Annotated in this window: 23 protein-coding genes and 1 tRNA gene; 12 read left to right on the top strand and 12 right to left on the bottom strand. The window is 70.4% G+C overall.

Going from position 1 to position 25,768, the window contains the following annotated elements:
• Positions 1-214: 214 nt before the first annotated feature.
• The 3 genes from LOY02_RS01170 to rsgA are packed head-to-tail and all read left to right on the top strand — an operon-like array spanning position 215 to position 3,175.
• Complete coding sequence (locus LOY02_RS01170; RefSeq protein WP_317180480.1) at positions 215-733, top strand: DoxX family protein; 519 nt, start codon at positions 215-217, stop codon at positions 731-733.
• A 1-nt stretch (position 734) separates the two neighbouring features.
• The gene (gene aroA / locus LOY02_RS01165; protein ID WP_410505900.1) at positions 735-2,144 is read left to right on the top strand and encodes a 3-phosphoshikimate 1-carboxyvinyltransferase; all 1,410 of its coding nucleotides are present in this window, start codon (positions 735-737) and stop codon (positions 2,142-2,144) included.
• Positions 2,141-3,175: a ribosome small subunit-dependent GTPase A gene (gene rsgA, locus LOY02_RS01160; RefSeq protein WP_317180479.1), complete on the top strand. Its 1,035-nt coding sequence runs from the start codon at positions 2,141-2,143 to the stop codon at positions 3,173-3,175. Before aroA ends, rsgA begins: the two co-directional genes overlap by 4 nt.
• A 91-nt stretch (positions 3,176-3,266) precedes the next feature.
• Here the strand turns inward: rsgA and LOY02_RS01155 are convergent, their stop codons facing one another.
• A complete protein-coding gene (locus LOY02_RS01155) occupies positions 3,267-3,536 on the bottom strand; it encodes a Fe-S cluster assembly protein HesB (protein WP_317180478.1) in 270 nt (89 codons plus the stop codon).
• A 277-nt stretch (positions 3,537-3,813) separates the two neighbouring features.
• Here LOY02_RS01155 and hisN point away from each other — a divergent pair, with 277 nt between their 5' ends.
• Complete coding sequence (hisN, locus tag LOY02_RS01150) at positions 3,814-4,617, top strand: histidinol-phosphatase (protein WP_317180477.1); 804 nt, start codon at positions 3,814-3,816, stop codon at positions 4,615-4,617.
• Positions 4,618-4,706: 89 nt separating this feature from the next.
• Here the strand turns inward: hisN and LOY02_RS01145 are convergent, their stop codons facing one another.
• A complete protein-coding gene (locus LOY02_RS01145) occupies positions 4,707-6,095 on the bottom strand; it encodes a pitrilysin family protein (RefSeq protein ID WP_317180476.1) in 1,389 nt (462 codons plus the stop codon).
• Entirely contained in the window at positions 6,092-7,381 is a 1,290-nt protein-coding gene (locus LOY02_RS01140) for a pitrilysin family protein (RefSeq protein ID WP_317180475.1), read from the bottom strand. Before LOY02_RS01140 ends, LOY02_RS01145 begins: the two co-directional genes overlap by 4 nt.
• 117 nt (positions 7,382-7,498) lie before the next feature.
• Here LOY02_RS01140 and LOY02_RS01135 point away from each other — a divergent pair, with 117 nt between their 5' ends.
• Positions 7,499-9,289 carry an aminotransferase class V-fold PLP-dependent enzyme gene (locus LOY02_RS01135; RefSeq protein ID WP_317180474.1) on the top strand — a complete coding sequence of 597 codons (1,791 nt, stop codon included), beginning with the start codon at positions 7,499-7,501 and terminating at the stop codon, positions 9,287-9,289.
• 27 nt (positions 9,290-9,316) lie between these two features.
• Here the strand turns inward: LOY02_RS01135 and LOY02_RS01130 are convergent, their stop codons facing one another.
• The 3 genes from LOY02_RS01130 to LOY02_RS01120 all read right to left on the bottom strand — a co-directional run bounded on the left by LOY02_RS01130 (position 9,317) and on the right by LOY02_RS01120 (position 12,066).
• Entirely contained in the window at positions 9,317-10,474 is a 1,158-nt protein-coding gene (locus LOY02_RS01130) for a hypothetical protein (RefSeq protein ID WP_317180473.1), read from the bottom strand.
• 122 nt (positions 10,475-10,596) lie between these two features.
• Entirely contained in the window at positions 10,597-11,067 is a 471-nt protein-coding gene (locus LOY02_RS01125; protein ID WP_317180472.1) for a hemerythrin domain-containing protein, read from the bottom strand.
• Between the two features lie 231 nt (positions 11,068-11,298).
• Positions 11,299-12,066, bottom strand: coding sequence for an SDR family NAD(P)-dependent oxidoreductase (locus tag LOY02_RS01120; protein WP_317180471.1), 768 nt, complete (start codon positions 12,064-12,066; stop codon positions 11,299-11,301).
• A gap of 308 nt (positions 12,067-12,374) precedes the next feature.
• Here LOY02_RS01120 and LOY02_RS01115 point away from each other — a divergent pair, with 308 nt between their 5' ends.
• Positions 12,375-13,604 carry a DUF6880 family protein gene (locus LOY02_RS01115; protein ID WP_317180470.1) on the top strand — a complete coding sequence of 410 codons (1,230 nt, stop codon included), beginning with the start codon at positions 12,375-12,377 and terminating at the stop codon, positions 13,602-13,604.
• A gap of 62 nt (positions 13,605-13,666) precedes the next feature.
• Here LOY02_RS01115 and LOY02_RS01110 read toward each other — a convergent pair.
• Together LOY02_RS01110 and LOY02_RS01105 are read right to left on the bottom strand one after the other, a co-directional pair.
• Positions 13,667-13,740: transfer RNA gene (locus tag LOY02_RS01110), tRNA-Met, on the bottom strand.
• A gap of 136 nt (positions 13,741-13,876) precedes the next feature.
• A complete protein-coding gene (locus LOY02_RS01105; protein WP_317180469.1) occupies positions 13,877-16,891 on the bottom strand; it encodes a UPF0182 family protein in 3,015 nt (1,004 codons plus the stop codon).
• Between the two features lie 248 nt (positions 16,892-17,139).
• Here LOY02_RS01105 and LOY02_RS01100 point away from each other — a divergent pair, with 248 nt between their 5' ends.
• Positions 17,140-17,682: a PPA1309 family protein gene (locus LOY02_RS01100; RefSeq protein WP_317180468.1), complete on the top strand. Its 543-nt coding sequence runs from the start codon at positions 17,140-17,142 to the stop codon at positions 17,680-17,682.
• Here LOY02_RS01100 and LOY02_RS01095 read toward each other — a convergent pair.
• The gene (locus LOY02_RS01095; RefSeq protein ID WP_317180467.1) at positions 17,679-18,812 is read right to left on the bottom strand and encodes a PDZ domain-containing protein; all 1,134 of its coding nucleotides are present in this window, start codon (positions 18,810-18,812) and stop codon (positions 17,679-17,681) included. The two genes, LOY02_RS01100 and LOY02_RS01095, sit on opposite strands and share 4 nt — an antisense overlap.
• Positions 18,809-19,249, bottom strand: coding sequence for a molybdenum cofactor biosynthesis protein MoaE (locus LOY02_RS01090; protein ID WP_317180466.1), 441 nt, complete (start codon positions 19,247-19,249; stop codon positions 18,809-18,811). Before LOY02_RS01090 ends, LOY02_RS01095 begins: the two co-directional genes overlap by 4 nt.
• Before the next feature lie 134 nt (positions 19,250-19,383).
• On the opposite strand from LOY02_RS01090, the gene LOY02_RS01085 reads away from it, so the two are divergent.
• Positions 19,384-21,018 (top strand): zinc-dependent metalloprotease, encoded by a 1,635-nt coding sequence (locus tag LOY02_RS01085; protein WP_317180465.1) that lies wholly within the window; start codon positions 19,384-19,386, stop codon positions 21,016-21,018.
• Positions 21,015-21,626, top strand: a complete 612-nt coding sequence (locus LOY02_RS01080; protein ID WP_317180464.1) for an NUDIX hydrolase — start codon at positions 21,015-21,017, stop codon at positions 21,624-21,626. Before LOY02_RS01085 ends, LOY02_RS01080 begins: the two co-directional genes overlap by 4 nt.
• Here the strand turns inward: LOY02_RS01080 and LOY02_RS01075 are convergent.
• On the bottom strand, positions 21,613-22,176 hold the full coding sequence (locus LOY02_RS01075; RefSeq protein WP_317180463.1) for a M48 family metallopeptidase: 564 nt from the start codon (positions 22,174-22,176) through the stop codon (positions 21,613-21,615). The genes LOY02_RS01080 and LOY02_RS01075 overlap by 14 nt on opposite strands.
• Positions 22,177-22,377: 201 nt before the next feature.
• On the opposite strand from LOY02_RS01075, the gene LOY02_RS01070 reads away from it, so the two are divergent.
• The 3 genes from LOY02_RS01070 (at position 22,378) to LOY02_RS01060 (ending at position 25,301) form a co-directional block, all read left to right on the top strand.
• Entirely contained in the window at positions 22,378-22,539 is a 162-nt protein-coding gene (locus LOY02_RS01070; protein ID WP_013493366.1) for a DUF5679 domain-containing protein, read from the top strand.
• Positions 22,540-22,842: 303 nt separating this feature from the next.
• Positions 22,843-23,874, top strand: coding sequence for a hypothetical protein (locus LOY02_RS01065; RefSeq protein ID WP_317180462.1), 1,032 nt, complete (start codon positions 22,843-22,845; stop codon positions 23,872-23,874).
• A gap of 86 nt (positions 23,875-23,960) precedes the next feature.
• Positions 23,961-25,301 (top strand): AarF/ABC1/UbiB kinase family protein, encoded by a 1,341-nt coding sequence (locus LOY02_RS01060; protein ID WP_317180461.1) that lies wholly within the window; start codon positions 23,961-23,963, stop codon positions 25,299-25,301.
• Positions 25,302-25,379: 78 nt separating this feature from the next.
• On the opposite strand, the gene LOY02_RS01055 is transcribed toward LOY02_RS01060, so the two are convergent.
• Positions 25,380-25,586, bottom strand: a complete 207-nt coding sequence (locus LOY02_RS01055; RefSeq protein WP_317180460.1) for a hypothetical protein — start codon at positions 25,584-25,586, stop codon at positions 25,380-25,382.
• Positions 25,587-25,768 lie beyond the last annotated feature (182 nt).

Raw genomic sequence — 25,768 nt, 5'->3', positions numbered from 1 at the left:
CCCCCGGCCCTCCCGGCCCCGCCCTCCCTCCAGGCAACACGCCCGGCATTTCGCTGCTCGCCCCTGATATTTCGCGGCGCAGTTGTGCATTACCGGGCGTGTTGCCGGTCCAGCCGAGGTGGCGGCGGTCGGGCGTGGGTCGGACGGCGTGCACGAACGCAGCCGAGGGTGTGGGTATGTCGATAACGTAGGCCCCACCCCAGGAGGAATCCCGATGATCGTCCGTCGAATCGCCCGTCCCATGCTCGCCTCCGTGTTCATCGCCGCCGGCGTCGAAGCCCTGCGCAACCCGGCAGCGCGATCGAAGCGGGCAGCGCAGCTGCTCGACTCCGTGTCCGCACCGCCCGCGGTCCAGGACGACCCTGACCTCTTCGTCCGCGTCAACGGCGCCACGCTCGTGGGGGGCGGCGCCCTGCTGGCCACCGGGCGGATGCCACGCCTTGCCTCGACGCTGCTCGCTGCCTCGGTGGTCCCCACCACCGCGATCGAGCACGCGTTCTGGGAGGAGACCGATCCCGAGAAGCGCGCGCAGAGTCGTAGCCTGTTCCTCAAGAACGTCGGCCTGCTCGGCGGCCTCCTGCTGGCCAGTGTCGACACCGCCGGCAAGCCCGGGCTCGCCTGGCGAGCCCAGCACGCCACCCACACCACCCGCCGCGAGGCGCGTCACGCCAAGCGGGCAGCTGCCCGGGAGGCCCGCCTCCTCGCCCATCGAGCCCAGGACATCGTGAGCTGACTTGAGTCCCGCCGACCACTCCTCCATCACCGACGCCGCGGCCAGCGGCACCAGCGCAACGACAGTTCTCGGAGACTGGTCGGCCCCCACCCCGGGAGGGCCCGTCGACGCGACTGTCACTCTCCCGGGCAGCAAGTCACTGACGAACCGCTACCTCGTCCTCGCCGCCCTCGCCAGCGACCGGTCGCGGCTCAGGGCGCCACTGCGGTCCCGAGACACGCTCCTCATGGCCGAGGCACTCCGGGCGTTGGGGGTGGGCATCGACGACGTCGCACCTGAGGCGGACGCGGTCGGGTCCGACCCGGACTGGCTGGTCACGCCGCCGTCCACGCTGCGCGGTGGGGTGACCATCGACTGCGGCCTCGCCGGGACGGTGATGCGGTTCCTGCCGGCGGTTGCCGCACTCGCCGACGGGCCGGTCCGCCTCGACGGCGACGCCCAGGCGCGGCTCCGGCCGATGGGGCCGGTCGTCGATGCCCTGCGAGTGCTCGGAGTGGAGGTCGAGGATGCCAACGGCTCGCTGCCCCTCACCGTCCACGGCCGAGGTCGAGTTCGTGGAGGCGCCGTGACGATGGACGCCTCGGCCTCCTCGCAGTTCATCTCGGCGCTGCTCCTCGCGGGCCCGCGCTACGACGAGGGCGTCACCGTCCACCACGACGGCAAGCCCGTGCCGAGCGAGCCACACATCCTCATGACGGTCGAGACGCTGCGCGACGCCGGCGCCGTCGTCGATGACTCCGAGCCCAACACGTGGCGGGTCGAGCCCTCGGAGGTCAACGCCCTCGACGTGTGGATCGAGCCGGACCTGTCCAATGCCGGCCCCTTCCTCGCCGCCGCGCTCGTCACGGGCGGCACGGTGCGCGTGCCCGGCTGGCCGCAGTACACCACCCAGGCCGGCGACCTCATGCGCGAGATCCTCGACACGATGGGAGCCGACGTCCGGCTCGACCGCCACGGCCTGACGGTCATCGGCACCGGCGAGCTCGTCGGCATCGACATCGACCTGCACGACGCGGCAGAGCTCACGCCGACCGTGGCCGCTCTCGCCGCCCTCGCCTCCACCCCGTCCTGGATCCACGGCGTGGCCCACATCCGGGGGCACGAGACCGACCGGCTGGCCGCCCTCACGAGCGAGCTCGGCGCCCTCGGCAGCGCGGTCAGCGAGACCGACGACGGCCTGCGCATCGCCCCGGCTCAGCTGCACGGTGGACGTTTCCGCACCTTCCACGACCACCGGATGGCGACCGCGGGGGCCATCCTCGGCCTCAGGGTCCCGGGCGTCCTCGTCGAGGACATCGCCACGACGGGCAAGACACTGCCCGACTTCCCGGGCCTGTGGGCACGGATGATCGACGGGACGCGACCGGCAGGGTCCGCGACCGGCGCGGCCGTGGAGGTGCCGGCTCGATGAGCTGGCGGGACCTCGACGAGGGGGACGTGCGCGTCCGTCCGACCCGGAAGGGCTCGAGGCCCCGCACCAAGGACCGTCCCGCCCACGCGGACGCCCTCGTCGGGATGGTCATCGGGGTCGACCGAGGGCGGTACACCTGCCTGCTCCCTCAGGGCGCCGGCGGGCGCAAGCAGCCCGAGCGTCTCGTCACGGCGATGAAGGCCCGCGAGCTGGGTCGCACACGGATCGTCGTCGGCGATGACGTGGCGCTCGTGGGCGACACGAGCGGCGGTGCGGACGCCCTGGCCCGGATCGTCCGGGTCGAGGAGCGCCGTTCCGTCCTGCGCCGCACCGCCGACGACACCGACCCGGTCGAGCGCATCATCGTCGCCAACGCCGACCAGCTCGCCATCGTCACCGCCCTCGCCGACCCGGAGCCACGCTCCCGCATGGTCGACCGCTGCCTCGTCGCCGCTTACGATGCCGGCCTCGAGCCGCTCCTCGTGCTCACCAAGGCAGACCTCGCCGACCCGGCGGAGTTCCTCGCCCGATACACCCCTCTCGAGGTCGGCCACGTCGTCACCCGCCGTGACGACGGTGGCATCGAGGGCTTGGAGGAGCTCCGGGCCCGGCTCGCCGGTCGGGTCACGGTGCTCGTCGGCCACTCGGGAGTCGGCAAGAGCACCCTCGTCAACGCCCTCGTCCCCGGTGCCAGTCGGGCCATCGGCGACGTCAATGTCGTCACTGGGCGAGGCCGTCACACGTCGTCGAGCGCCGTGGCGCTCCGGCTGCCCGATGACGACGGCTGGGTCGTCGACACGCCGGGGGTGCGCTCCTTCGGCCTGGCCCACATCGACGTCGACCGCATCATCGACCACTTCCCCGACCTGGCGGCGGGCACCGACGAGTGCCCGCGCGGCTGCACCCATGACGAGGAGGAGTGCGCGCTCGACGACTGGGTCGCCGAGGGCCACGCGGGGCCGGCCGGGCCGGCGCGCCTCGAGTCGCTGCGACGACTACTGCAGAGCCGGTCCAGTCCGGCTGAGTACTGACTCCGCCCGCGCCCCTTCCGGCTCGCACCCCGGAGAATGGCGAGGCCGCCCGACGCGTGGTGCGACGGACGGCCGGCGCCGGGCTCAGGACTCAGGACCTCCCGGCCAGCGTGAACCCGATCCCTTCGGGCGTCTGGGTGGCGTCGAGGGTCTGGTCCTCCAGTGTCGGGGCCGTGTCCTCGGCCAGGTAGACACGCGCCTCACCAGCGTCGACGACCACGTCGCTCGGCTGCGGCTCTGCGACAACCCGCACGGCGAGCTGGTCCTGGTCGCGGGCGATGCGCAGTCCAGCTGTCGGTGATGCATTGTCACTGGTCAGGCCCTTGACAACGGCCTGGGCGTTCTCGGTCACGGTAAGCATTCGAGACTCCTGTCTTCGTGCGGTCGCCGGGCTGAGCCGGCGTTGACGCCTACGACCACCTCTCGGGGCAAGTGCGCACACGCCTCGGACTCCTCCACACTCCCCGATGGACCCGGGGCCGTGTCAAGTCAGCGGCGGGCGGCTCGTCTGCCGTTCTCGCCGAATCGTCTGCAGGACAGAGCAACCCGGCACAGCGGCATACGGCCAGATACAAAGACGCTGGGCCGGTGGCGCCCTTGCCGGTCACGACGGGCGTGCTGGCGCTAGGCTCCGCCAAGTGACCTCCTACGACGACGACCTTCGTCTGGCCCACGTCCTCGCCGACGCGGTCGAGCGGGTGACCATGGCACGCTTCCGCTCGGCGGACCTCATCGTCGAGAGCAAGCCGGACCTCACCCCGGTGACCGATGCCGATCGCGCAGCGGAGGAGCTCGTCAGGTCTCAGCTCAAGCGGACCCGCCCGCGCGACGCGGTCGAGGGCGAGGAGTTCGAGACGACCGGACACGGCCCCCGGCGCTGGATCATCGACCCCATCGACGGGACGAAGAACTTCGTGCGCGGTGTCCCGGTCTGGGCCACTCTCATCGGCCTCGTCGACAACGGCCACCCCGTGCTCGGCCTCGTCGCTGCGCCGGCGCTGCAGCGACGCTGGTGGGCGGCGATCGGGTCCGGCGCGTGGAGCGGTCGCTCGATCAGTGCGGCCAAGCGGATCTCCGTCTCTCAGGTCGGCCGCCTCGGCGACGCGTCCCTGTCGTACTCCTCGCTGGCGGGCTGGAGGGTGCGCGGTCGCCGCGACGACTTCCTCGACCTCATGGACGACTGCTGGCGGACCCGGGCCTATGGCGACTTCTGGTCCTACATGCTCGTCGCGGAGGGCGCCGTGGACATTGCCGCCGAGCCCGAGCTCGCCGTCCACGACATGGCCGCGCTCGTGCCCATCGTCGAGGAGGCGGGTGGCCGCTTCACCGGGCTGGACGGCCGTGAGGGGTGCTGGAGCGGCAACGCCGTCGCGACGAATGGCCTGCTCCATGACGAGGTTCTCCGCCGGATCGGCGCCCCTGCCGCGGTGGCGGAGCACTGACCCCACTGACCAGACAACCACGCTGACCGTATGCCGCTGAGCCACCTTCCGGCGCAACCGGAGTCGGCGGGTGGTCTGGTCTCGGTCGCTCAGTCGGAGACGACAGTGACTGCGCCGAGGTCGAGGTGCTCGATGGCGGCCCGGTGCGCCTCGGCATCGCCCACGAGGACCGTTGTCCAGCCGCTGCCGGGCGCGCTGTCGGGCTGTGCCACCCCGGCCGTCGAGGCGAATCGTCGGAATGCTGCATCGAGCCGCTCGCGGTCGACGCCCTCGAGGTCGCGGAGGTTCGCCGTCGTGAACTCCGTCGTGCGCCCGTCGAGCGCCATGCTGATGGCCTCGTCCGCCACCGCATCCGCGGTGGCGTATCGACCGGGAGCGGTCTTGCTGATGAAGTCGACCCCGGAGCGGACCTCCTGCTCGGAGAAGCCCTCCCGCCCACTCTCGAGGATCTCGACGAGCAGACGGAGGGACTCCGCGGTGCTGTCTGCGCGAACGGACCCGGAGGTGAGGAAGATCCCGCCCGTGCGCCGCGGGCGGAAGCTCGATCGGATGCCGTAGGTGTAGCCCTTCTCCTCGCGCAGGACCGCGTCGATCCTCGCATTGGGTGACCCACCGAGGACGAAACCGATGACGGGATAGGGCGCCCAACCGCCCTCGACCGAGCGATCCGGGCCAGGGGCGCCGACGACGATCTCGGTCTGCACCGACCCCGGGCGGTCGACGACGACGATACGGCCGCGATCGTCGGCCAGCGTGGCGGCACGGCGGAGCGACGAGGGTCGGTCCGCGCCACTGCGCCAGCCACCGAGCGACTCCTCGACGAGCGCACGCACGTCGAGGCCGGACAGGTCACCGGCGATCGCGATCGTCGTCCCCGCCGCGATGACGTGCTCCTCGTGGAAGGCCGCCACGTCGTCCCTCGTGACCTGTGAGACCGTTTCGCGGGAACCTCCCGTGGGCCGGGATGCCCGCTCGTCCTCGGCATAGAAGGTGGCGACGAACTCCAGTGCCGCACGGTGGCCCGGGATGGAGCGTTCCTGCTCGATCTCGGCGAGGCGGGTGCGAACCTGTCGGGCGACCTCGTTCTCGGGGAACACCGGCTCCGTGAGGATCTGCCGGAGCAGGTCGAGGGCAGGCTCGAGGTTTCCCTTGACGACGTCGAGGTCGAGCGTGATGCCCGCCTCGCTCACGGCCGCCCCGTAGCTGACGCCCTTGCGCTCGAGGAGGCGCGCGAGCTCCTCGGCGGAGTGCGCCCGGGTGCCCTCGTCCATGCTCCGGGCCATGATCGTCGCGACGCCCTCGACCTGACGTGGCTCCGCGCTCACCGATACGGGCAGGCCCAGACGGAGCGAGATGACGTACTGCCCGGGCACGTCGTAGGCGACGAGACGGATGCCGTTGGGCAGGTCGTGGCTGGTGGCCTCCGGGAAGGACCACTGCGGCGGCGGGGCGACAGCAGGTCGTGCAGTGGCGGTCATGCCGCGGCCTCCGCCTCGTCCTCGGCGAGGTACCGCACGACGGCACGAGATCCGGGATCGAGCCACCGTGCCGCCTCCGCCCGCACCTGCCCGGCCGTGACCGCCCTGACCTGCTCGACGAACGTGTTGACGTAGGCGGGGTCCCCGCTCAGCATCGCATGGTGACTGATGTGGTCCGCCCGCTCCTCGATGCTCGCGAGCGCACTCAGCCACGAGCGCTCGGTGTCGGCGATGACCGACTCGAGCTCGCCCTCGTCGGGGCCCTCCGAGATGAACCGGGCCAGTTCCTCGCAGACCGTCGCCTCAACCTGCTCCGGGTCCGCACCGGCGGCGATGTCGACGGTGATCGTGCCGAGGCCGACCCCGTCGACGAGGCCCATCGACCAGCCCGCGACCGAGGTCGCCGTCTCGTCGGTCCGCACGAGGCGGCGCATGAGCCGAGAGCTCGCCAGGCCGCTCATCACGTCGAGGGCGATGGAGCAGGCGTGGTACTCAGGGGTGGTGTCGACCGGGAGCCGGAACGAGATGTAGAGACGGTCGTTCGGGACGTCTCCCGGCCGGTCGAGACGGACCGGGTCGGCGATCGGGGGCAGCTGGGGCAGCCGCTCCCGGTGGTGCACCTCGACCGGCGACAGGTCGCCGAAGTAGCGCTCGGCCGCAGCGAAACCCTGCTCGGGCGAGAGGTCGCCGACGAGGGTGAGCACGGTGTTGTTGGGACCGTAGTGCGCCCGGAAGAAGGCGTGGACATCCTCGAGGGTCGCCGAGTCGAGGTCCTCCATGGAACCGATCGTCGGGTGGTGGTACGGGTGGTCCTCGGGAAAGACCGTGGCGTAGATGTCGATGAGCGCCTGACCGTAGGGGACGTTGTCGTAACGCTGGCGCTTCTCCTCCTTGACGACATCGCGCTGGTTGTCGAGGTTCTCCTGCGTCACCGCGTCGAGGAGGTAGCCGTGACGGTCGGCCTCGAGCCACAGGGCGAGGTCGAGGGCGCCCACCGGTACCGTCTCGAAGTAGTTGGTCCGGTCGAACCACGTCGTCGCGTTGAGCCGGGCGCCCTCGTTCATCAGCGCGCTGAAGTGCTCCCCTGAGGCGACGTTGCGGCTGCCCTGGAACATGAGATGCTCGAAGAGGTGGGCCAGCCCAGTCCGCCCCGGCGCCTCGTGGCGCGAGCCGACGCCGACCCAGAGGTTCACGGCGACGTTGGGAACGGCATGGTCCTCGGAGACGATGACCCGCAGGCCGTTGGCCAGGGTCCGCTCGACGAGGGGATAGGCGATCGATGTCACGGCATGACCCTACGTGAAGTCGGCGGGGGTCGCCTCGGACTGTGGCGCACTCTTGGGATAGCGTAACGCCGCGTTATCCATCTCGCGCCTCACATAACCCGCACATATGCTGGCGTCATGAGCGGCGACGTCACCCCACCCGACCTCCTCGCAACGATCCGCGACTCCGTCATCGGCGAGGACCAGGTCCTGCCCGGCCCCTATGGGCCACGCAGGGTCACCTACGCGGACTACACCGCCTCGGGACGAGCGCTCTCCTTCATCGAGGACTTCATCCGGGACGAGGTCCTCCCTCGCTACGCCAACACCCACACCGAGTCCTCGGGGACGGGCCTGCAGACGACCCGGCTGCGCGAGGACGCACGACGGGCCATCCGGGACGCAGTCGGGGGCGATGACGAGACCGTGGTCATCTTCGCCGGATCAGGCTGCACCGGAGCCATCGACAAGCTCATTGGAATCCTCGGCCTCCGGGTCCCCTCCGCCTTCGAGGACCATTGGCAGGCAAGCACGCTCGTCCCAGCGCACCAGCGGCCCGTCGTCTTCGTCGGACCCTATGAGCACCACTCCAACGAGCTAGCCTGGCGCGAGTGCGTCGCCGACGTCGTCGTGGTCCCCCAGGATCTCGACGGCCATGTCGACATCGAGGCCCTGCGCGGCCTCCTGCAGCACCATGCCGACCGTCCGTTGAAGATCGGGTCGTTCTCGGCAGCAAGCAACGTCACGGGCATCCTCACCGACACCGACGCGATCTCGACGGTCCTCCACGAGCACGGCGCCCTGGCGTTCTGGGACTTCGCTGCCGCAGGCCCGTACGTCGAGATCTCGATGTACGGCCGCGACGACGGTGAAGCGGACGCCGGGCGCGGCGGAAGTGAAGGTCGGGAGGGCGCGAACATCACCGGCGCCGGGGAAGCCCGCTCAGCGGCATACGCCCCCACCCGGAAGGACCTCGCACGCAAGGACGCCGTGTTCCTCAGCCCGCACAAGTTCATCGGGGGGCCAAGCACGCCCGGGGTCCTCGTCGTGCGCCGGGAGCTCCTGACGAACCGGGTGCCCGACGTCGTCGGAGGCGGGACGGTGGCCTTCGTCAGCGCAGCCACTCACGACTACCTCACCGACCCGGCACACCGGGAGGAGGGGGGCACTCCCGCGATCATCGAGGCCATCCGGGCCGGCCTCGTCTTCCGGCTCAAGGAGGCCGTCGGGGTCGACGTCATCCGGGCCCGGGAGGAGGACTTCCTCCGCCGCGCGATCGCCGCCTGGTCCACCGAGCCCTCCATCGACATCCTCGGCAACGTCGACGCCGAGCGACTCTCGATCGTGTCCTTCACCGTCCGCGCCGAAGGAGGGCGGTTCCTCCACCACAACTTCGTCGTCGCGGTGCTCAACGACCTGTTCGGCATCCAGTCGCGCGGTGGGTGCTCATGTGCGGGACCCTACGGCCACCATCTGCTCGGCATCGACCTCGACCGCTCCGAGGAGTTCGAGCGCGAGACCACGCGGGGCTGCGAGGGCATCAAACCCGGGTGGGTCCGAGTGAACTTCAACTACTTCATCTCGGACACCGTCTTCGCCTACATCGTCGAGGCCGTGCGGCTCGTCGCTCGACACGGCTGGCGCCTGCTCGGCGACTACGACTTCGACCCGGCGACCGGGCGCTGGACGCACAAGCGCGGGCCGGTCGAGCCGCCCCTGCGCCTCGACCAGGTCCGCTTCGAGGACGGCCGGATGACCTACCCGCGCCATGCCGACCGGGCACCTGAGTCCGCGCTGGAGGACTACCTCGTGGAGGGCGCCCGCATCATGCAGGAGGCCATGCCCGTCGGTGGCGAGGCGGCGAGCGTCAACCCCGACTTCGACCACCTGCGCTGGTTCGACCTGCCGAAGGACTCGATCCGGACCTGACCCGAGCTCGCCGAGCGAGCGGTCGCCTCAGTAGCGGAAGATCGCAGCCACGTCGCCCCCACCAGGCACCTCCGCAGCAGGCATGGCGTAGACGTCCCCCTGCGCGGACAGGGAGTCGACGGCCGCCCGATCGAGCAGCTCACAGTGCGCGAAGGCGTCGTCGGCGCCGAGCTCGACGACCGACGCAGGCTCGCCCAGCTGCTCCCAGCACCACGGCTCGGTGGCGAGGAACAGGGTCTCCACCCGTCCCTGGCCGGCCGCCTCCTCGATCCGCGCCGGATTGCTCGACGCGAGGCCCGTGCCGTGTCGTTCCTCGAAGCGGCTGACTGCCTGATCACGCAGGTCGATCAGTCCCCGCTCCACCAACGGCCAGGCCGCGGCGTGCAGCTCCTCCGCGGAGAGCTGGTCGGGATTCTGCCGGACGGCATCCTCGACGACGTTCGGATAGCCGTTGACCTCGCGGTACAGCGACAGCGTCTCGTCCAGGCCAACGAGCACCATGGGAAGGGTCTGACCGGTCAGGTAGTCGCGCAGTCCGTCAGCAACCTGCCTGAAGAAGTCGCGGACCTGGATCTGCTTGAGGTCGTCGCCCGCCGCGCCGTGCCCGTAGAACACGGCCAGACCCCCGCCGCGCGACCCTGATCTGAGGGGGATGGCGAGAGTCTCTGACCGTCCTTCAGACGGCTCGATGACCTCCCGCAGGCTCGTCGGGACATCCCCGAGCTCGAGCTCCTCCACCCTTTGCAGGCTGCCCTCGAGCAGCCGCACGTTGCGCTGGCTCAGCGCCAGCAGCAGGAAGTGGCTGTCCCCGGTGACGATCCGGAGAAGGGGACCGACGACGAACCGATCGCCGACCGTCGCGACCTCGGGAACTCCAGCCGGGACGCGAAACATCCGGTGCCACCCCGGCCTGAGGAACATCGCCAGCCCGTCACTCATGTAGTTCCAGGCGAGGCGGTCGTCACGCAGCTCCCGGGCCGGCCCCAGCAGCTCTGCGATCTCGGGCTCGCGCCATCCTCGGTCGACGAGGAGCTGCTCGACCCGACCGACCACGTTCTTCCACCGGATGGGGTCGGCCTTGGTGCCGGCGCCCGATGGATGGGTGGGGATGAACAGCGACACGTGCAGGTCGGGACGCCCGCGCTCGGCCAGCTGATCCAGGTCCGTCTTGGTGAGTAAGTCCATGTCGCCGCCTCCGCCCGGTCCCCCACCGATGGGCGGACCCTCCCGTCACCCTACGAGGCAATCGTGCTCGGCGCATTCCTGCTGCCCGGTCTCACGGTCGGCACCATCGCGACCGCCGCCGCTCACAAGGGGCCGAGCACCTCCTGCGGGTTGGCATCCAACGCCAGCGTGTCGAGGACGGTGAGCAGCTGCCGCTCCTCGTAACGGAAGTGCGACTCCATGATGGCGGCGATCCCCTCGAGATGCCGGTCGAGCTCGACCGGTGACCCGCGCCGCTCCACTGTCGCCTGCATCCCGGCGACGAGGTGGGCGATCATCGAGTGGTCCTGCTGCAGCTTGAGGAGGGTGTCCCGGAGCTCGGGATGGGCTGCGCCGATGGCCGGGAACAGCTCACGGTCCTCGCCCTCGTGGTGACGGGTCAGTGCAGTGCAGAACCCGTGACAGAACAGCAGCAGATCACGCGTCGCCAACTCCGTCGCCTCCCCCTTGACCAGGGCAGTGCGCGTCACCTGCAACGCTTCACGCAGACGGTTGTGCACGCTGCGCAGCTCGTGGCCCCAGGCAGTCAGCCTGGTCTTCTCGCCCTCAGTCACGCGAGGGCGAAGGAAACGACGGGTTCATCGTCGTGCTCCTTCTGATCCGGCGCCTCCATGCCTGACACGGTCTGCCACCGACACGCGACGCTGCCTCGCAGACTAGCGAGGGTCACCTGAGCCGGTCCACCCGCCGCCGTCCACTCGGAGCTGGCCCGTCGTCGACGATGTTGAAGTCATCCCAGGCCTTCTGCTCCGGAGCCAGAAAGTGCGTGCCGCGCGCGAGCTCCGTCACCACGGCACCGGCCCCTCTTCGCCGAAGAAGCCTGCCGTGGGTCCGTCCGAGCCGATGGTGGCCAGACGGACCAGCACGGCGGCTCCCTGCTCGACGGGCACGAATCCGGTGTGGTTGTTGCTGTCGGTGGCGACGAATCCCGGGGCCACGGCGTTGACGAGGATTCCCTCCTTCCGCAGTTCGTTTGCGTACTGCACCGTCAGGGCCAACAACGCAGACTTCGATGGCGTGTAGGCCGCCGACGGCAACAGTGCTCCGAAGGGGCCGTCAGGGTCGCTCATGAGCGACACGGACGCCGCGTGGCTCGCGACGTTGACAATGCGGGGCGACTGCGACCGCCTCAACAGCGGGAGCATTGCATTGGTCACGGCGATGACTCCGAAGACATTGGTCTCGAACACCGCACGAACCATGTCCAGGTCAACCGAGCTGGGGATCTGATCATGGGCGTCTTGCGGAGAGACTTGGCCTGACCCGGTGATCCCGGCGTTGTTGACCAGCACGTCGAGGTGACCGTAGTGCTCGTCGATCTGCGTCGCGGCCGCCTTGACTGTCGCAGGGTCGGTGACGTCCAGGGTGACAGCATGCGCGTCGCCGCCAGCCGCCCGTACCGCAGCCGCGGCTTCTTCCCCACGAACCGGGTTCCTGGCGCCGACCAGGACCGTCATGCCCAGCTCGGCCAACTGCTCGGCCGCGCTACGACCGATCCCCTTGTTGGCGCCCGTGACCAACGCGACGCGCTGGTGTGTGCTCTGCTCGTTCATGCGCACTTCCTTCTCTCGCGAGTGGGTCCTCTCAGGACTCCTCTTCGGTATCTAGACAAGACAGCGCCTCGCCCCGTGACATCCGGGACGACATTTCCGTCAACGGGACGGTGGGAATGGCAGGTGGTGGGGCACATCGACGGAGCCGTTCTCGGGCCACGGGAGGTAGCCAGATGAGTGCAGACGGCGTGGATCGAGACGCGACGTGGCGGGATCAACGAGGCAAGGGGTTGGCACAGACGGGACGTGGGGCGGCGTGTATGACGTGGGGCGGCGTGTATTGGGCCCGGGGCGTGAAGAATGAGCGGGTGACCTTCCTGGCCGACGCCGTACTGCCGCTGATCCGGACCCGTGCCGAGCTCTGGCGTTGGTCAACCGCCAACGCCCATGGGCGCGACATGCACGACGCCGTCGACATCCTCGAGACGGCGGTTCCGACCACCGACCCGGCCGAGGTGTACGCCGTGACTCACAAGGCGCTGGCCAGCGCGATCAAGGTGATCGCCCGGGCTGACGACTCCACTGGCATCATCGGCGACGCGTGCCGTCGGCTTCTCGATCTCCACCCGAGGGTGGCGATCGCCGCGCGCGTCCCGAGGGGAACGCTGATCGACTGGATGATGCAGTTCCAGTTCGAAGGCGACGTCGACTACTTCGAGCTCGATCCCGTGGCGTACGCGCCGGCGCTCGGCGAGAGCGGGATGAAGGCGTATCGCGAGCGACTGCACGTCGTTGAAGCCAGCCTCGGGCCCCGTCCCTCCGATGATGATCGGTGGTCGTCCAGCCACTCCCACCACTGGTTGACCCTGGACTGGAATGCCCAGCGACTCGCCGTCCTCGACAAGGACATCGACGCCATCATCCGAACCCATGCCAGGGACCGGAAGGTCGCGGCCTGGCTCGAGCACACCGCCGAGGCGTTCGAGGAGATCGGCGAGATCGAACTGGCCATCCACTGGGCCAAGCAGGCCACCGATTTCGACCGCGGGCACCAGTCACTCAAGGCGGCGGACTACTGGTGCCGACTCCTCGAGCAATACCGGGCCGCCGAAGCGCTGGACGCGCGGCTGGTCGTCTTCCGGCGCTGGCCGTCCTCGACCACTGCAGCCCGGCTGCACAAGGCCACTGGCAAGGAATGGCCCGACTACCGCGATGAGGTCATGGCCACGCTCGCGGCGAGCCCCCGCGACGCGGTGCTGTTCGCACTCCTGACCCTGAAGGAGCCCGAGCTCGCGTGGAACCTCGCTCATTCCCTCGTCCTCGACAGCGACCACACATGGAGCGAGCTGGTGAAGGTGTACGAGCACGTCGACCCGCTCGCAGTGTTGCCGATCCACCAGCGCCTCGTCGAGAACGAACTGGTCGAGGCCGGCGCTCAGCACTACCGACTCGCTGCCGAACGGCTGGCGAAGATGCAGGAACTCGCCAACGGGTCCGATCAAGCGGTCGAGGTCGACAGGCTCATCGCCGATCTTCGGGAGACCCACCGTCGCCGTCCGCGACTACAGCAGGAGTTCGACCGCGCGGGGCTCCCGTGACGACTGCATCTGCCCCAAAGCGAAAGTCCAGGACAGCCATGGGCTGACCTGGACCTTCTTCGTAGCGGGGGCAGGATTTGAACCTGCGACCTCCGGGTTATGAGCCCGGCGAGCTACCGAGCTGCTCCACCCCGCGTCGGCATGGACAACCTTACGGGAATCTGTCCGGACGGCCAAATCGGGCACCTCGGACGCCACATGAGCGACGTCGGAGGTGCCCGAATCGTGAGTGCACCGCTCCTGGAACGACAGTCGGGCCGTCTGGACCCCGATCAGGGTGCCTCGGGGGCAGCGGCCGCGGCCCGGGCCAGGGCCTCCTCGAGCCGTTCCTGCGCCTCGCCGTAGGCGGCGAAGTCGCCGTTGCGCAGCGCCTCTTCGCCGTCTCGGAAGGCCGCGTCGGCGTCGGCGAGGGCCTGGCGGAGGGCATCTGCGTCTGGCGTGCCCGTCGGGGCGGGGGCCGACGTGGTCGGGCTCGCCGTCGGGGCGCCGGTCGGCGTTCCGGTCGGGGTGCCGGTCGGCGTGCCATCCGGGGTGACCGGGGTGTCGGTCCCCTGGTCACCAGCGGCCGCCCCGGACGATCCGCCGAAGAGGTCGTTGAGGGCGTCGTCGAGGGAGCCCGCCCACGCGATCTTCTCGCCGAACGCGACCGCCACCGCGGACAGGCGCGGATAGGCGCCGGCGCCCGAGGCCTGCACATAGATGGGCTGGACGTAGAGCACTCCGCCGCCGACGGGCAGGGTGAGCTGGTTGCCGAAAGTCACCTCGGCGCCCTGAAGTGCCGTCGTCGAGATGAACTGGGCCAGGGTGCCGAAGCCCGAGTCGGTCGACGACACCTGCGACGACCGCATGTCGTTGTAGACCTGGCCCGGGCCCTTGACCGTGGTGTTCGTCGGCTCGAGGAGGCGCAGCTGGCCGTAGCCGGGCTTCTTCTTCCCGTCCTCGGAGCCCGCGTCGCCGTCGGCAGCGAGGAACCCCGTGAGCAGGTTGCGGTCACCGACCGGCATGAAGGTCGAGGTGAGCGAGAAGGCTGGCTCCTCCTGGCCCGGCATGGCGAGCGACAGATAGTAGGGCGGCTGGAGGAGCGACTGCTCCGCGTTCGCCCCCCGCGTCGGGTCGAGCGGGACCCGCCAGAAGGTCTGGCCGCCGTAGAACGAGCCCGCGTCGGTCTCGTGGTACTTGGTGAGCAGCTGGCGCTGGATCTTGAAGAGGTCCTCCGGGTAGCGCAGGTGCTCCATGAGGGAGCCCTTGATCTCCGAGAGGGGTGTCACCGCGTCGGGGAAGATCTTCATCCACGCGGCGAGGATCGGGTCCTCCTCGTCCCACTGGTAGAGGGTCACGGTGCCGTCGTAGGCGTCGACGGTGGCCTTCACCGAGTTGCGCACGTAGTTGATCTGGCCGGAGCGGATGGCCTGGACCGAGTCCCGCGTGCGGGTCACTGAGTCGGAGGTCGCCGCGTCGAGGGTGGCCATCTCGGAGTACGGGTACATGTCGGTCGTCGTGTAGCCGTCGAGGACCCATTGGACCCGTCCGTCGACGACGACCGGGTAGGCGTTGCCGTCGAGGGTGAGCCAGGGGGCGACGCGCTCGACGCGCTCGCGGGGGGTGCGGTGGTCCAGCAACCGGGAGTCGTTCGTCACCGCGTCGGAGAGCAGGAAGTTGATCTCCCGGTACTTGAAGGCGTAGGCGATCCGGCGGAGCGCGTCCAGCTCGACCCCGCCCTTGCCGGCGTAGCTGTTGGTCACCTGCACGTTGCCGTCGGAGAGGTAGTCGAACTCCTTCTTCCCCGCCCCGACGATGGAGTACTCGGGTGAGGACTCGCCGAAGTAGATCCGCGGTTCGTACTCGCCGAGGACGCCCGTGGTGCCGATCTGCGACTCGAAGAACGTGGGGCGGCCGTCGTCCTCGCGGGTGTTGCCCTTGGCAGCGACGACGCCGTAGCCGTGCGTGTAGACGGTGTGGTCGTTGAGCCAGTTGCGCTGCCCATCGGGGACGCCGGTCAGGTCGAGCTCGCGCACCGCGATGACGGTGTCGGTGAGGTTGCCATCGAGGTTGTAGCGGTCGACGTCGAGGACGTCGGCGAACTGGTAGTAGCCCTTGGAGGCCTCGAGCTGTTTGAACGTCGGGCTGACGACGTTGGGGTCGATGAGGCGGATGCCGGGGATGGTGGCCGCGTCGTCACGCAGCTGGCCCTGGCTCGCCGTCGTCAACGTGTCATACGGCTCCACCTTGACGTCGTCGAAGCCGTAGGCCGCTCGGGTCGCCGCGATGTTGCGCTCGATGTAGGGCAGCTCGAGAGACTTCTCCGAGGGCCGCACCTTGAGGGACTGCACCAACGCCGGGTAGATGCCGCCGACGGCCACGACGACGACAGCGAGGACGGCCACGCCGACCAGCGGCAGCCGCCAGGAGCGGGTCCAGATCGTGCTGACGAACATCACCGCACACATGAGCGCGGCGATCGCGAGGATCCCCTTGGTCGGGATGACGGCGTGGGCCTCGGTGTACTGGATGCCGGTCATGCGCGTCGACTGCGCGTTGGCGAGGTTGTAGCGATCGACCCAGAAGGCCACGGCCCGCACGAGAACGAGCGCGGCCGCGATGACCGACAGGTGCACCCTCGCCGCCTGGGTCGACCTGGTCCGCTGGCCGGCGACGATGCCGCCGTAGAGGTAGTGCGTGAAGGCGGCCGCGATGAAGCCGAGCACGAGCACCATCGTCAGGAAGGACACGAGGAAGTTGATCCACGGCAGGTCGAAGACGAAGAAACCGATGTCGAGGCCGAACTCCGGGTCCGTGGTGCCGAAGGTGGTGCCGTTGCGCCACAGCAGGAAGGTGTCCCACTGGGTGGCCGCGGACAGTCCTGCGAACAGGCCGATGGCGAGCGGTGCGGCGATCGTCGCGGTGCGGCGCATCGGCTCGACGAGCTGGCGGTAGTGCTCCATCGCCTGGGTGTCGGGGGACGGCGCGTAGATCGGGCGGTTGCGGAAGGCGACGTGGATGCTCGACCAGACCACCGCGGCCGTGAAGAGCCCTCCGATCAGGCCGAGGACCACCTTCGTCACGAGCTGGGTCGCGAAGACTCCGGAGAAGTCGACGGACTGGTACCACAGCACCTCGGTCCAGAAGGTGGCCAGCGTGGCCACGACGAGCAGCAGGGCGCCCGCGACGACGAGCGCGGTGACGAGAGGGCTGCGGCTGGGCGGCATGGGCGCCGCTCTCCGCGCCGCGCCGGGCTCCTCGCCGTCGCCGAAGGTGCCCTTGGGGGGGCCGAAGTCGCTGTCGCTCACGTTGGGTCGCCTCGAAATGCTCGGATCGGGCCGGTCTCGCCGCGCTGGAGTACCGCTCCGGCAACAATAACCCGAACGGGCTGGGACTCCGTGCCGCGTCCCCCGCGGGCCCCCGCTGGGCCGAGCCGCGATGACGACGGAACGGATGCCGTATGCCGCTGTGCCGGCTCCGCCGCGAAGATGTGGCCGTCGCGTGGGTACCCGGCGCCGCTGGCCGGCAAGGCCCGGTCGAGTGGTTGGATGGGCCCGTGGATGAGCAGCCGGTCACCTCCCTCGCCGCCGACCCTCTCACCGTCGCCGCGCTCGACACGGAGCGCCACGTCGCCTCGGCCGGGTGGGACCAGCCGGCACGCCTCTTCGCCCTGGTCCGCACGGCCGCCCTCCTCGCGCGCGAACCGCACCTGCGGGACCAGCTCGGGCCGGCCGACCGGGCCGCACGCACCTTCACGGCGATCGAGCAGGAGGGGCTGCCCGCCACCTCGTCCCTCGAGACCCTCCTTGGCCGCATCGCCTGGCCCGACGAGGTCGACGGGTGCGCCTTCGCGATCGAACGCATCGTTGTGCCGCCGGATGCCGAGCGTGACCTCCCGGAGCGCCCGGAGTCGGCGGTCGAGGCGCTCGCGTCCCATCCGGACCGCCGCGACGTGCGCCTGCTCGTCGCCGTGCTCCGTGACGGCTCCTCGATCTGCCTTCTCCGGCAGCGTGAGCACGACTCCGACGACGCTGTCGCGACAGGCAAGGACATCGCCCCCGGGCTCGTCGCCGCGCTCCTGGCGACGTTCGAGGACTAGCAGCGCCCCAGCGAGGACGTCCTGCCGGACGCGATGCCCTCTACGGCGCGGGTGGCCTCGGCGAACGAGTCGACAGCGAAGACCTCGAGGCCTGCGGGGACGTTGCCGACCACCTCGGGGCAGTTGTCGCGAGGGGCGAGGAAGTACTCGGAGCCGCCCGATCGGGCGCCGGCCATCTTCTGCTTGATACCACCGATGGGTCCCACGGCGCCGTCGTCCGCGATGGTGCCGGTGCCGGCGACGTCCCGCCCGTTGGTGAGCGAGTCGGGCGTCAGCTTGTCGTAGACGCCGAGCGCGAACATGAGGCCGGCAGACGGACCGCCGACGTCACCGGCGTTGATCGTGACCGTGGCCGGGAAGTCGTAGTCGAGCTGGAGGAGGACGCCGAGCGCCGTCCGGCCCTCCGCGCCCGCCGTCGTCGGCACGTCGGCAACGACCTGCTTGCCGGAGCGGGTCACCTCGACCTCGATCTCCTCGCCCGGGCGGACCGCCTGGAGGGCGCCGCGGACGCTGTCGGCGGTCGTCGCCTTCGTGTCCCCCACACGGACGATCCGGTCCCCCGGTCGCAGGGCGTCCCGGGCACGCGAGTCGTCGAGGATCTCCACGATCGCGATGTGCGTCGTCACCTTCTGGCCGAGGGCGCGGAGGGCAACCGCTGTCGCCTCCTCCTGGGAGCCCTCCATCTGGATGGCGTTCTCCTCGGCGATGCGTTCCTCGCTCGCCTCCGGGTCGAAGACCTCGTCGACGGGGAGCACGTCCTGCGAGGGGTCGATCCAGGCCCACAGCACGTCGAACGCGTCGACGGGATACCCGGGCCCACCGAGCACGGAGACGGTGGTGAAGCTGAGCTCGCCCTCGGCCTCGTAGGTGGGCAGCCCGTCGATGCTGATGAGGGAGGTGCCGTCCGCCTCCCCGGGAACCTCGCCGAGGGTGTTCATCGTCGGTCCGGGACTCATGATCGCGAAGGGGACGTGGACGAGGTTGCCGACGACGAGCACCGCCAGACCGAGGAAGAAGCCGACGAGGAAGATGACGTTGCCCCGACTCAGCGGCGCCGGCTGGCGTGCTGGGGCCGGAAACAGGGGTGGTGCCGCGCTCTCGTCCCCCGCAAGGCGACGAATCGTCTTCACGGAAGGCCCACCCACTCGTCCGTGCCGTCGGCGAACCGCTGGTGCTTCCAGATCGGCACGGTCGCCTTGAACTCGTCGATGAGCTCCCGGCAGACCTCGAAGGCCTCGCCCCTGTGCTCTGCGCTCACGCCGACGACCACGGCGAGGTCGCCGACCTCGAGACGGCCGATGCGGTGGACCACGGCGATCCGAACGCTGCGACCGTCGGCGGCGAGCCGCTCTGCCAGAGCGCGAGCGACCTCGACCGCCTGCGGGTGGGCGCTGTAGTCGAGCTGCGTGACTCCGGCCTCGGAGCCATCCTTCGCGTCGTGGTTGCGCACCGTGCCGACGAACAGGCAAGTGCCACCCGCGCGCGCATCCGCCACGCTCGAGAGCACCTCGTCGACGGACAGCGGCGTCTCTCGGATCTCGGCAAGGGTGACGGTCACGCCCGACATCGTATGCGGCCCGGCTGGGTGTCGTGCCAGACGACCAGTGGCGTGCTCGTCGTGAGGGAACGATCGTGAGAGTCTCGTGGTTGTCTTTTCGAAGGGCGGCCACCGCCGCGCAGGCCAGCGATCCGAGGAGCACCATGTCCGACCGTGACCCCGACGACCAGGGTCGTTTCGACGGCGACGACGACCGACCGGATCAGTCCGGCGACGGGCCGGGCGGCGGACTTCCCGCGAGCGGGATGCCCGGGTTCGACCCCAGCGATCTCGGGTCGATGCTCGAGCAGGTTCTCGGCCAAGCGGCCGAGAACCCGGAGCTCGCAGCCGCGATGCGCAGCATGGGCGTGGACCCGAGCGACCCCGCCACCCAGGCGGCGATGCGTGCCCAGCTCGGCACCTTCATGTCCGCGCAGGAATCTCCCACCGGCGCCCGGGACCTCGCGACGGACGTGGCGCGCAAGCATGTCCTGGCCGCGCAGGGCAACGACACGCATGACACGAGCGCCGCGCGCGAAGTGGCGGACGCGGTGTCCGTGGCGATGCTGTGGCTGGACGAGGTCACGGCGCTGGGCACGCCCGCGTGGCGCGCGACGGGTCTGAGCCGTGCCGAGTGGGTCGAGGCGACGATGCCACGGTGGTTCGACCTCGTCGAGCCCGTGTCCGATGGGGTGACGAAGGCGACCTCCGACGCAATCCGCAAGCAGCTCGGCGACCTCGGCCCCGAGGCCCTCGGCGACGCGCTTCCGCCGGAGTTGCAGGGGATGCTCGGCTCGGGCTTCGACCCGGCCGCCATGCTCGAGCAGTGGGCTCCGATGCTCTCGAACCTCAGCCGCCAGATGTTCGCGGCGCAGCTCGGGCAGGCCGTGGGCACGCTCGCGACCGAGGTGGTCGGCGCGACCGAGGTCGGCCTGCCGCTCACCGAGCCGGGTCTCGTCGCCCTCCTGCCGGGCAACGTCGAGGAGCTGGCGTCCTCGCTCGAGATCGACCTCCCACAGGTCCGGCTCTACCTCGCCGTCCGTGAGGCGGCGCGCGTCCGCCTCTTCGCCGAGGTGCCTTGGCTCGGCCCACAGCTGATGTCCGCCGTCGCGGACTACGCCCACAACATCACCATCGACACCGACGCCATCGAGACGGCCCTCTCGACGATCGACGCGACCGACCCCGATGCCCTGCGCACAGCACTCCAGGGAAACCTCTTCCGGCCCCAGCCGACCGCCGCCCAGCGCCGAGCCCTCGACCGGCTCGAGACCCTCCTCGCGCTCGCAGAGGGGTGGGTCGACCACGTGACCGATCGCGCCACCGCTGCGCATCTCCCCCAAGCCGCTGCGCTCGCCGAGACCGTGCGGCGTCGACGGGTCGGGGGCGCTGCTCAGAAGACGTTCGCGGGCCTCGTCGGTCTCGAGCTGCGGCCGCGCCGACTTCGCGACGGGGCGAACCTCTGGGCCGCCCTCGAGAACGCCGGAGGTCCGGCGTTGCGCGACGGCCGGTGGTCGCACCCCGACCTCGCGCCGACCTCCGACGACCTCGACGACATCATCGGCTACGTCGAGCGAGCCGCGGGCCGGACGGATGCGGACGAGCAGCTCGAGGGCCTGCCCGAGGGCGCGCTGGGCTCGGAGGACCTCGGCACGGATCTCGACTCCGTCCTGCGTGACATCCTCGACGAGGCGGCAGCCGGCGACTCGGCGGGCAGCGACCCGGCGGGCAGCGACCCGGCGGGCAGCGACCCGGCGGGCGAGGACGCTACCCATGACGGGGGCGACGAGCGCGAGTGACCGAGCCACGGACCCGGCCACCCGCGGAGGCCAGTGGCCCCGGGAGTGGCGCAGCGGCATACGGCCCACTCCGTGACGACGCCATCGCGCGACTTCGCGAATGGCAGGCGCCCGACCCGGGGCAGGAACACCTCCGCCGCGCCTTCCTCACCCACCTCGCCCACCACGCCGACGCCATGGCCCGCAGCGGCCCACCCGCGCACCTCACGGGCAGCGTCCTCGTCCTCGACACGTCGGGCGACCACGTCCTGCTCACCCTCCATCAGAAGGCCGGCCGCTGGTTCCAGTTCGGAGGGCACTTCGAGCCAGGCGACCTCACGATGCGGCACGGCGCCGTGAGGGAGGCCCGGGAGGAGTCGGGCATCGCCGAGCTCGTCACCCTGCCGGAGATCATCCAGCTGGACCGGCACTCCCTCGGAGACGGCTTCGGCCGGTGCCGCGAGCACCTCGACGTGCGTTACGCGGCGGTCGCAGCCGACGACGCCGTCCACACCGTGAGCCCTGAGTCCCTCGATGTGCGCTGGTGGCCCGCCGACGCGCTCCCCGCTGAGACCCGCGATGAGCTCCAGCCGCTCGTGCGGGCCGCCCACGAGGTCATTCGTCGCTGAGCGTCAGCCCTGCGGTTGCGGCCACGCCCTGGAGGTAGCCGCGCGCCCGCTCTGTTCGCGGGTAACCGTCGAGAAGGGACCAGAAGGCGGCGCCGTGCCCGGGCTCGATGAGGTGCGCCAGCTCGTGGAGAAGGACGTAGTCGAGCACCCAGTCGGGCATCCCACGAACCTTGTCCGAGATCCGGATCGACGCCTCCGCCGGTGTGCAGGAACCCCAACGGGTTTCCTGGTTGGAGACCCACCGCACGCTCGTGGCCCTCGCTCGTCCGTCGAGGTAGGTCGCCGAGAGGCGAGCGGCTCGCGTGAGCAGGTCATCGTCGGACCGGCGGCGCCGCTTCTCGGAGGCCGTCACCCGAGCGAGCATCGTGCGCACCCACTCGCCCTCCTCCGCCTTCGTGAGCCGGGCGGGAACGAGTACGACGAGACGCCCCTCCTGGCGATAGGCGGACACCGTGCGACGACGCCGCGAACTGCGCCGGACCTCGACGGTCACCCCGTCGACGACCGTCTCCACCACCTCTCGCCGCAGCTCGTGCCGGGACCTCGCCATGACGGCAGGGTAGGCCGAAGGGGCGACTCCCGTGACCCAGCACGGCCGGGTGTCCGACCCCCGGACCCCGACGTGGGGGAATCCACCGCCCGACGCACGGACGCGCCCACGCAGGGATGAGCGTGATCTCGTGCTCAGCGTGCTCTAGGGTTGAACGAGCCGAGGCACCCATCAGAGGGGTGCCAGTACAAGGAGACACCAATGGCTGACGAGACCTACAAGGGCGAGTTCTACTGCGTGAAGTGCAAGGAGAAGCGCGAGGCCGAGGGCAAGGTCGTCGTGTCCGAGAACGGGCGGAGGATGGCCAAGGGCCAGTGCCCCGTCTGCGGCACGAACCTCAACCGCATCCTGGGCAAGGCCTGACAGGTCCGGTGCGCGTCCTCCCGTGACGCGCGGGTGAGGGGCGGGACCAGCCTGGTTCCGCCCCTCGCCCATGTCTGCTGCAACCTCTGCCGTGCTGTGCCGTGCGCGACCGTGCTCCGCTGGAAGTGCTTCCATGGGGTTGCTTCCCTGGAGTCGCGATGGACCCTGTGGATGGCCGCCGCGCGCAGCACCCGCTCTTTGCAACCCTCGAGCCACGGCGCGACGAGGCGTCCGCGACACGGCGACGGTTGCGTCCGCCCGGCCAGGGCGGTGCACAGCAGACTGGGGAGGCGCGAAAGAGCCATGGGGTCAGCAGACGGCGGCCCACCGGGCCGGGGCAGGAGCGAGCTCCGCGCGGCCGGGCCCGCGGCCGAGCCGGATGAACCAGCAGGCGCGGCAGGGCGGCATCCGCGCATTCCGCCGTGGCGCCGCCCGATCCGGCGCAACACGGGCGAGATCCAGTTCGGTGTGAGTCCTGGCGGCGCCATCGTCACCGGTGTGAGCGAGTCCGAGGCCCATGCGTTGGCCCGTCTCGACGGCTCCCTGCCCATTCCCACGTCCTATCGCCTTGCCGCGGACGTCGGCATCCCAGCTCATCGATGGCGCACGCTCCTCGACCTCGTGGAGGGCCTCGGGGTGATCGAGCACGTCCCGGATGTGGGTCCGGCGACCACGATCCTTCTCGAGGGCCACGGCCCGCTGCTCGACGAGGTGTGCCTGCTGTTGCGCCGTGGCGGCCTCGACTCGCTCGTCGCCCCCGCCTCGGACGCGGACCTCGCGCTGCATGCCGTGGCCGGCCGTCCGCCCCGGCCCGACTCCCCCGGCGCGGACGGTCCCCGTGCCGTGGGGCCTCGCGACCGCGATCGCCAAGCCGCTGCCGCGCTCGCCGTCCTCGTCGGGCCGGTGGCGCTCGACCCGCGCTCGGGTGACCCGTGGCTGCGCCGAGGCATCGCCCACCTGCCCGTCGTCGTCGAGGGGCCGCGGGCGTCCATCGGTCCCCTGATCGAGCCGGGCCTCCGAGGCCCCTGCCTCTGGTGCCTCGACCTGCATCGCACCGACCGGGACACATCGTGGCCGGGACTCCTGGCGCAGGTGTGCGGCGCACCGGGCGAGGTGGTGCGACGTGACATCGTCGCTGAGACCGACCCCGCACTGGCCCACCTCGTCGCCGGATGCGTCACGCTCTTCGCGCAGCTTCTGCTCACCGAGGCCCCGGTCCCTGCCGGGGTCTCGGTGGAGGTCAGCCTCCCCTGGCCCCGCATGGACCACCGGCGCTGGGTCGTCCACCCCCACTGCCGTCGCGGGCACGACGAAGCGGGGGCGGGTGTCGCCTGACGGTGTCCGTGGCGTCTCCGGTGGGAAGTGCCGAAGCGGTCGCGCGGGCGTCTAGAGTCAGGGTGACCGATCTGGGGGTGAACCACGTGACCGAGCTGCCGCGCAAGGCCGTCGTGCGCTCGGCCAAGCTCGCCACCGTGCCCCTCGGCTTCGCGGGGCGGACCGCCCTCGGGCTCGGGAAGCGCCTCGGAGGACGGCCGGCCGAGCTCGTCGCGGCCGAGCTCCAGACTCGCACCGCCGAGCAGCTCTTCCAGGTGCTCGGCGAGCTCAAGGGCGGTGCCATGAAGTTCGGGCAGGCCCTGTCGATCTTCGAAGCCGCCTTCCCCGAGGAGATGGCCGGGCCGTACCGCGCCATGCTCACCAAGCTGCAGGACAGCGCACCCCCGATGCCGACCAGCTCGGTCCACGGCGTCCTGCGCGCCGACCTCGGCACGCAGTGGCGCCGGAGTTTCCGTGCCTTCGAGGACCGACCGGTGGCCTCCGCGTCGATCGGGCAGGTCCACCGCGGGGTCTGGAAGGACGGCCGGGACGTCGCTGTCAAGATCCAGTACCCCGGCGCCGGGGCAGCGCTGATGAGTGACCTTCGCCAGGTCTCGCGGGTCGCCAAGATGACGGCCGGCTGGATCCCCGGGATCGACTTGGCGCCCATCCTCGACGAGCTGCGCGACCGGATGGCGGAGGAGCTCGACTACCGGCTCGAGGCGCGGAACCAAGCGGCGTTCGCAGAGGCCTTCGACGGGGACCCCGACTTCCAGATCCCGAAGCTCGTCCGCGGCACGCAGCACGTGATCGTCTCGGAATGGGTCGACGGTCGGCCGCTGAGCGAGATCATCCGCGACGGCACCCAGGACGAGCGCGACGAGGCCGCCCAGCTCTATATGGAATTCCTCCTCGCCGGCCCCGCCGACGCCGGGCTCCTCCACGCCGACCCGCACCCAGGGAACTTCCGCATCACCCCCGACGGCCGTCTCGGCGTGGTCGACTTCGGGGCGGTCAATCGCCTCCCGGACGGCATGCCCCCGGAGATGGGGCGGTTGCTCACGGCCGGGCTCGAGGGCGGGGCTGACGCCGTCCTGTCCGGGCTCCGGGAGGCCGGCTTCATCAAGCCGCACATCGAGATCGACGCCGACCGGTTGCTCGAGTACCTCGCGCCCTTCATCGACCCGCTACGGAGCGACGAGTTCACCTTCACCCGAGCATGGCTGCGAGGCGTGTTCGCGCACATCAACGACCCCCGGCAACCGAACTATGTCCTCGCGTACAAACTCAACCTCCCGCCGGAGTACCTGCTCATCCACCGGGTGTGGAGTGGCGGGATCGGTGTGCTGAGCCAACTCGGCGGCCGCGTGCGCGGCAGGGAGGCGGTCGACGCCCTGTTGCCTGGCGCGGATCTCCCTCCGATCCACGACGTCCCCACCGACGAGTGAGTCAGGGGTATGCCGCTGGGCCGGCCCGAGCCGGACGCCTGACCTCCCAGCCCAGGTGCTCTTCGGTCCCTCGCGGACCTACCACCACTCGGGGTCGAGCTTGCTCTCGATGGAGCGGATGTTGTCCCGGCTGCAGCGGTCACACGTCCAGGTCGTCCGGCCGCCCTCGACGCTGCGACTCCACGTGAGCCGGGCGGTGCCCTGCTCCTCGTCGGCGGGCGTCGTCCCGCACGACGAGCAGGTGAGCCGCGTCGTCGGCTTCGCGGCATCGGTCTTCAGTGCCATGATCAGACCTCCCTTGGTCTCCCCACCATTCGAGTATCCGCCTGCGCGGTGACATCCGTGGGACGCTGTCTGTGCGTGTCGGACGGAACGATGCGGTCCCGTGATATCGGTGCTGGCGGCGTGTGCTCGGCGTGTGCTCGGCGTGGTTCGTGTGCGTGATGCAGCTGGCTTGCTCGTGGGCC

The organism is Intrasporangium sp. (assembly GCF_032907665.1).
Lineage (GTDB): Bacteria > Actinomycetota > Actinomycetes > Actinomycetales > Dermatophilaceae > Intrasporangium.
Note: the sequence above shows the minus strand (reverse complement) of the source record. Positions and strands in the feature narration are given on the sequence as shown.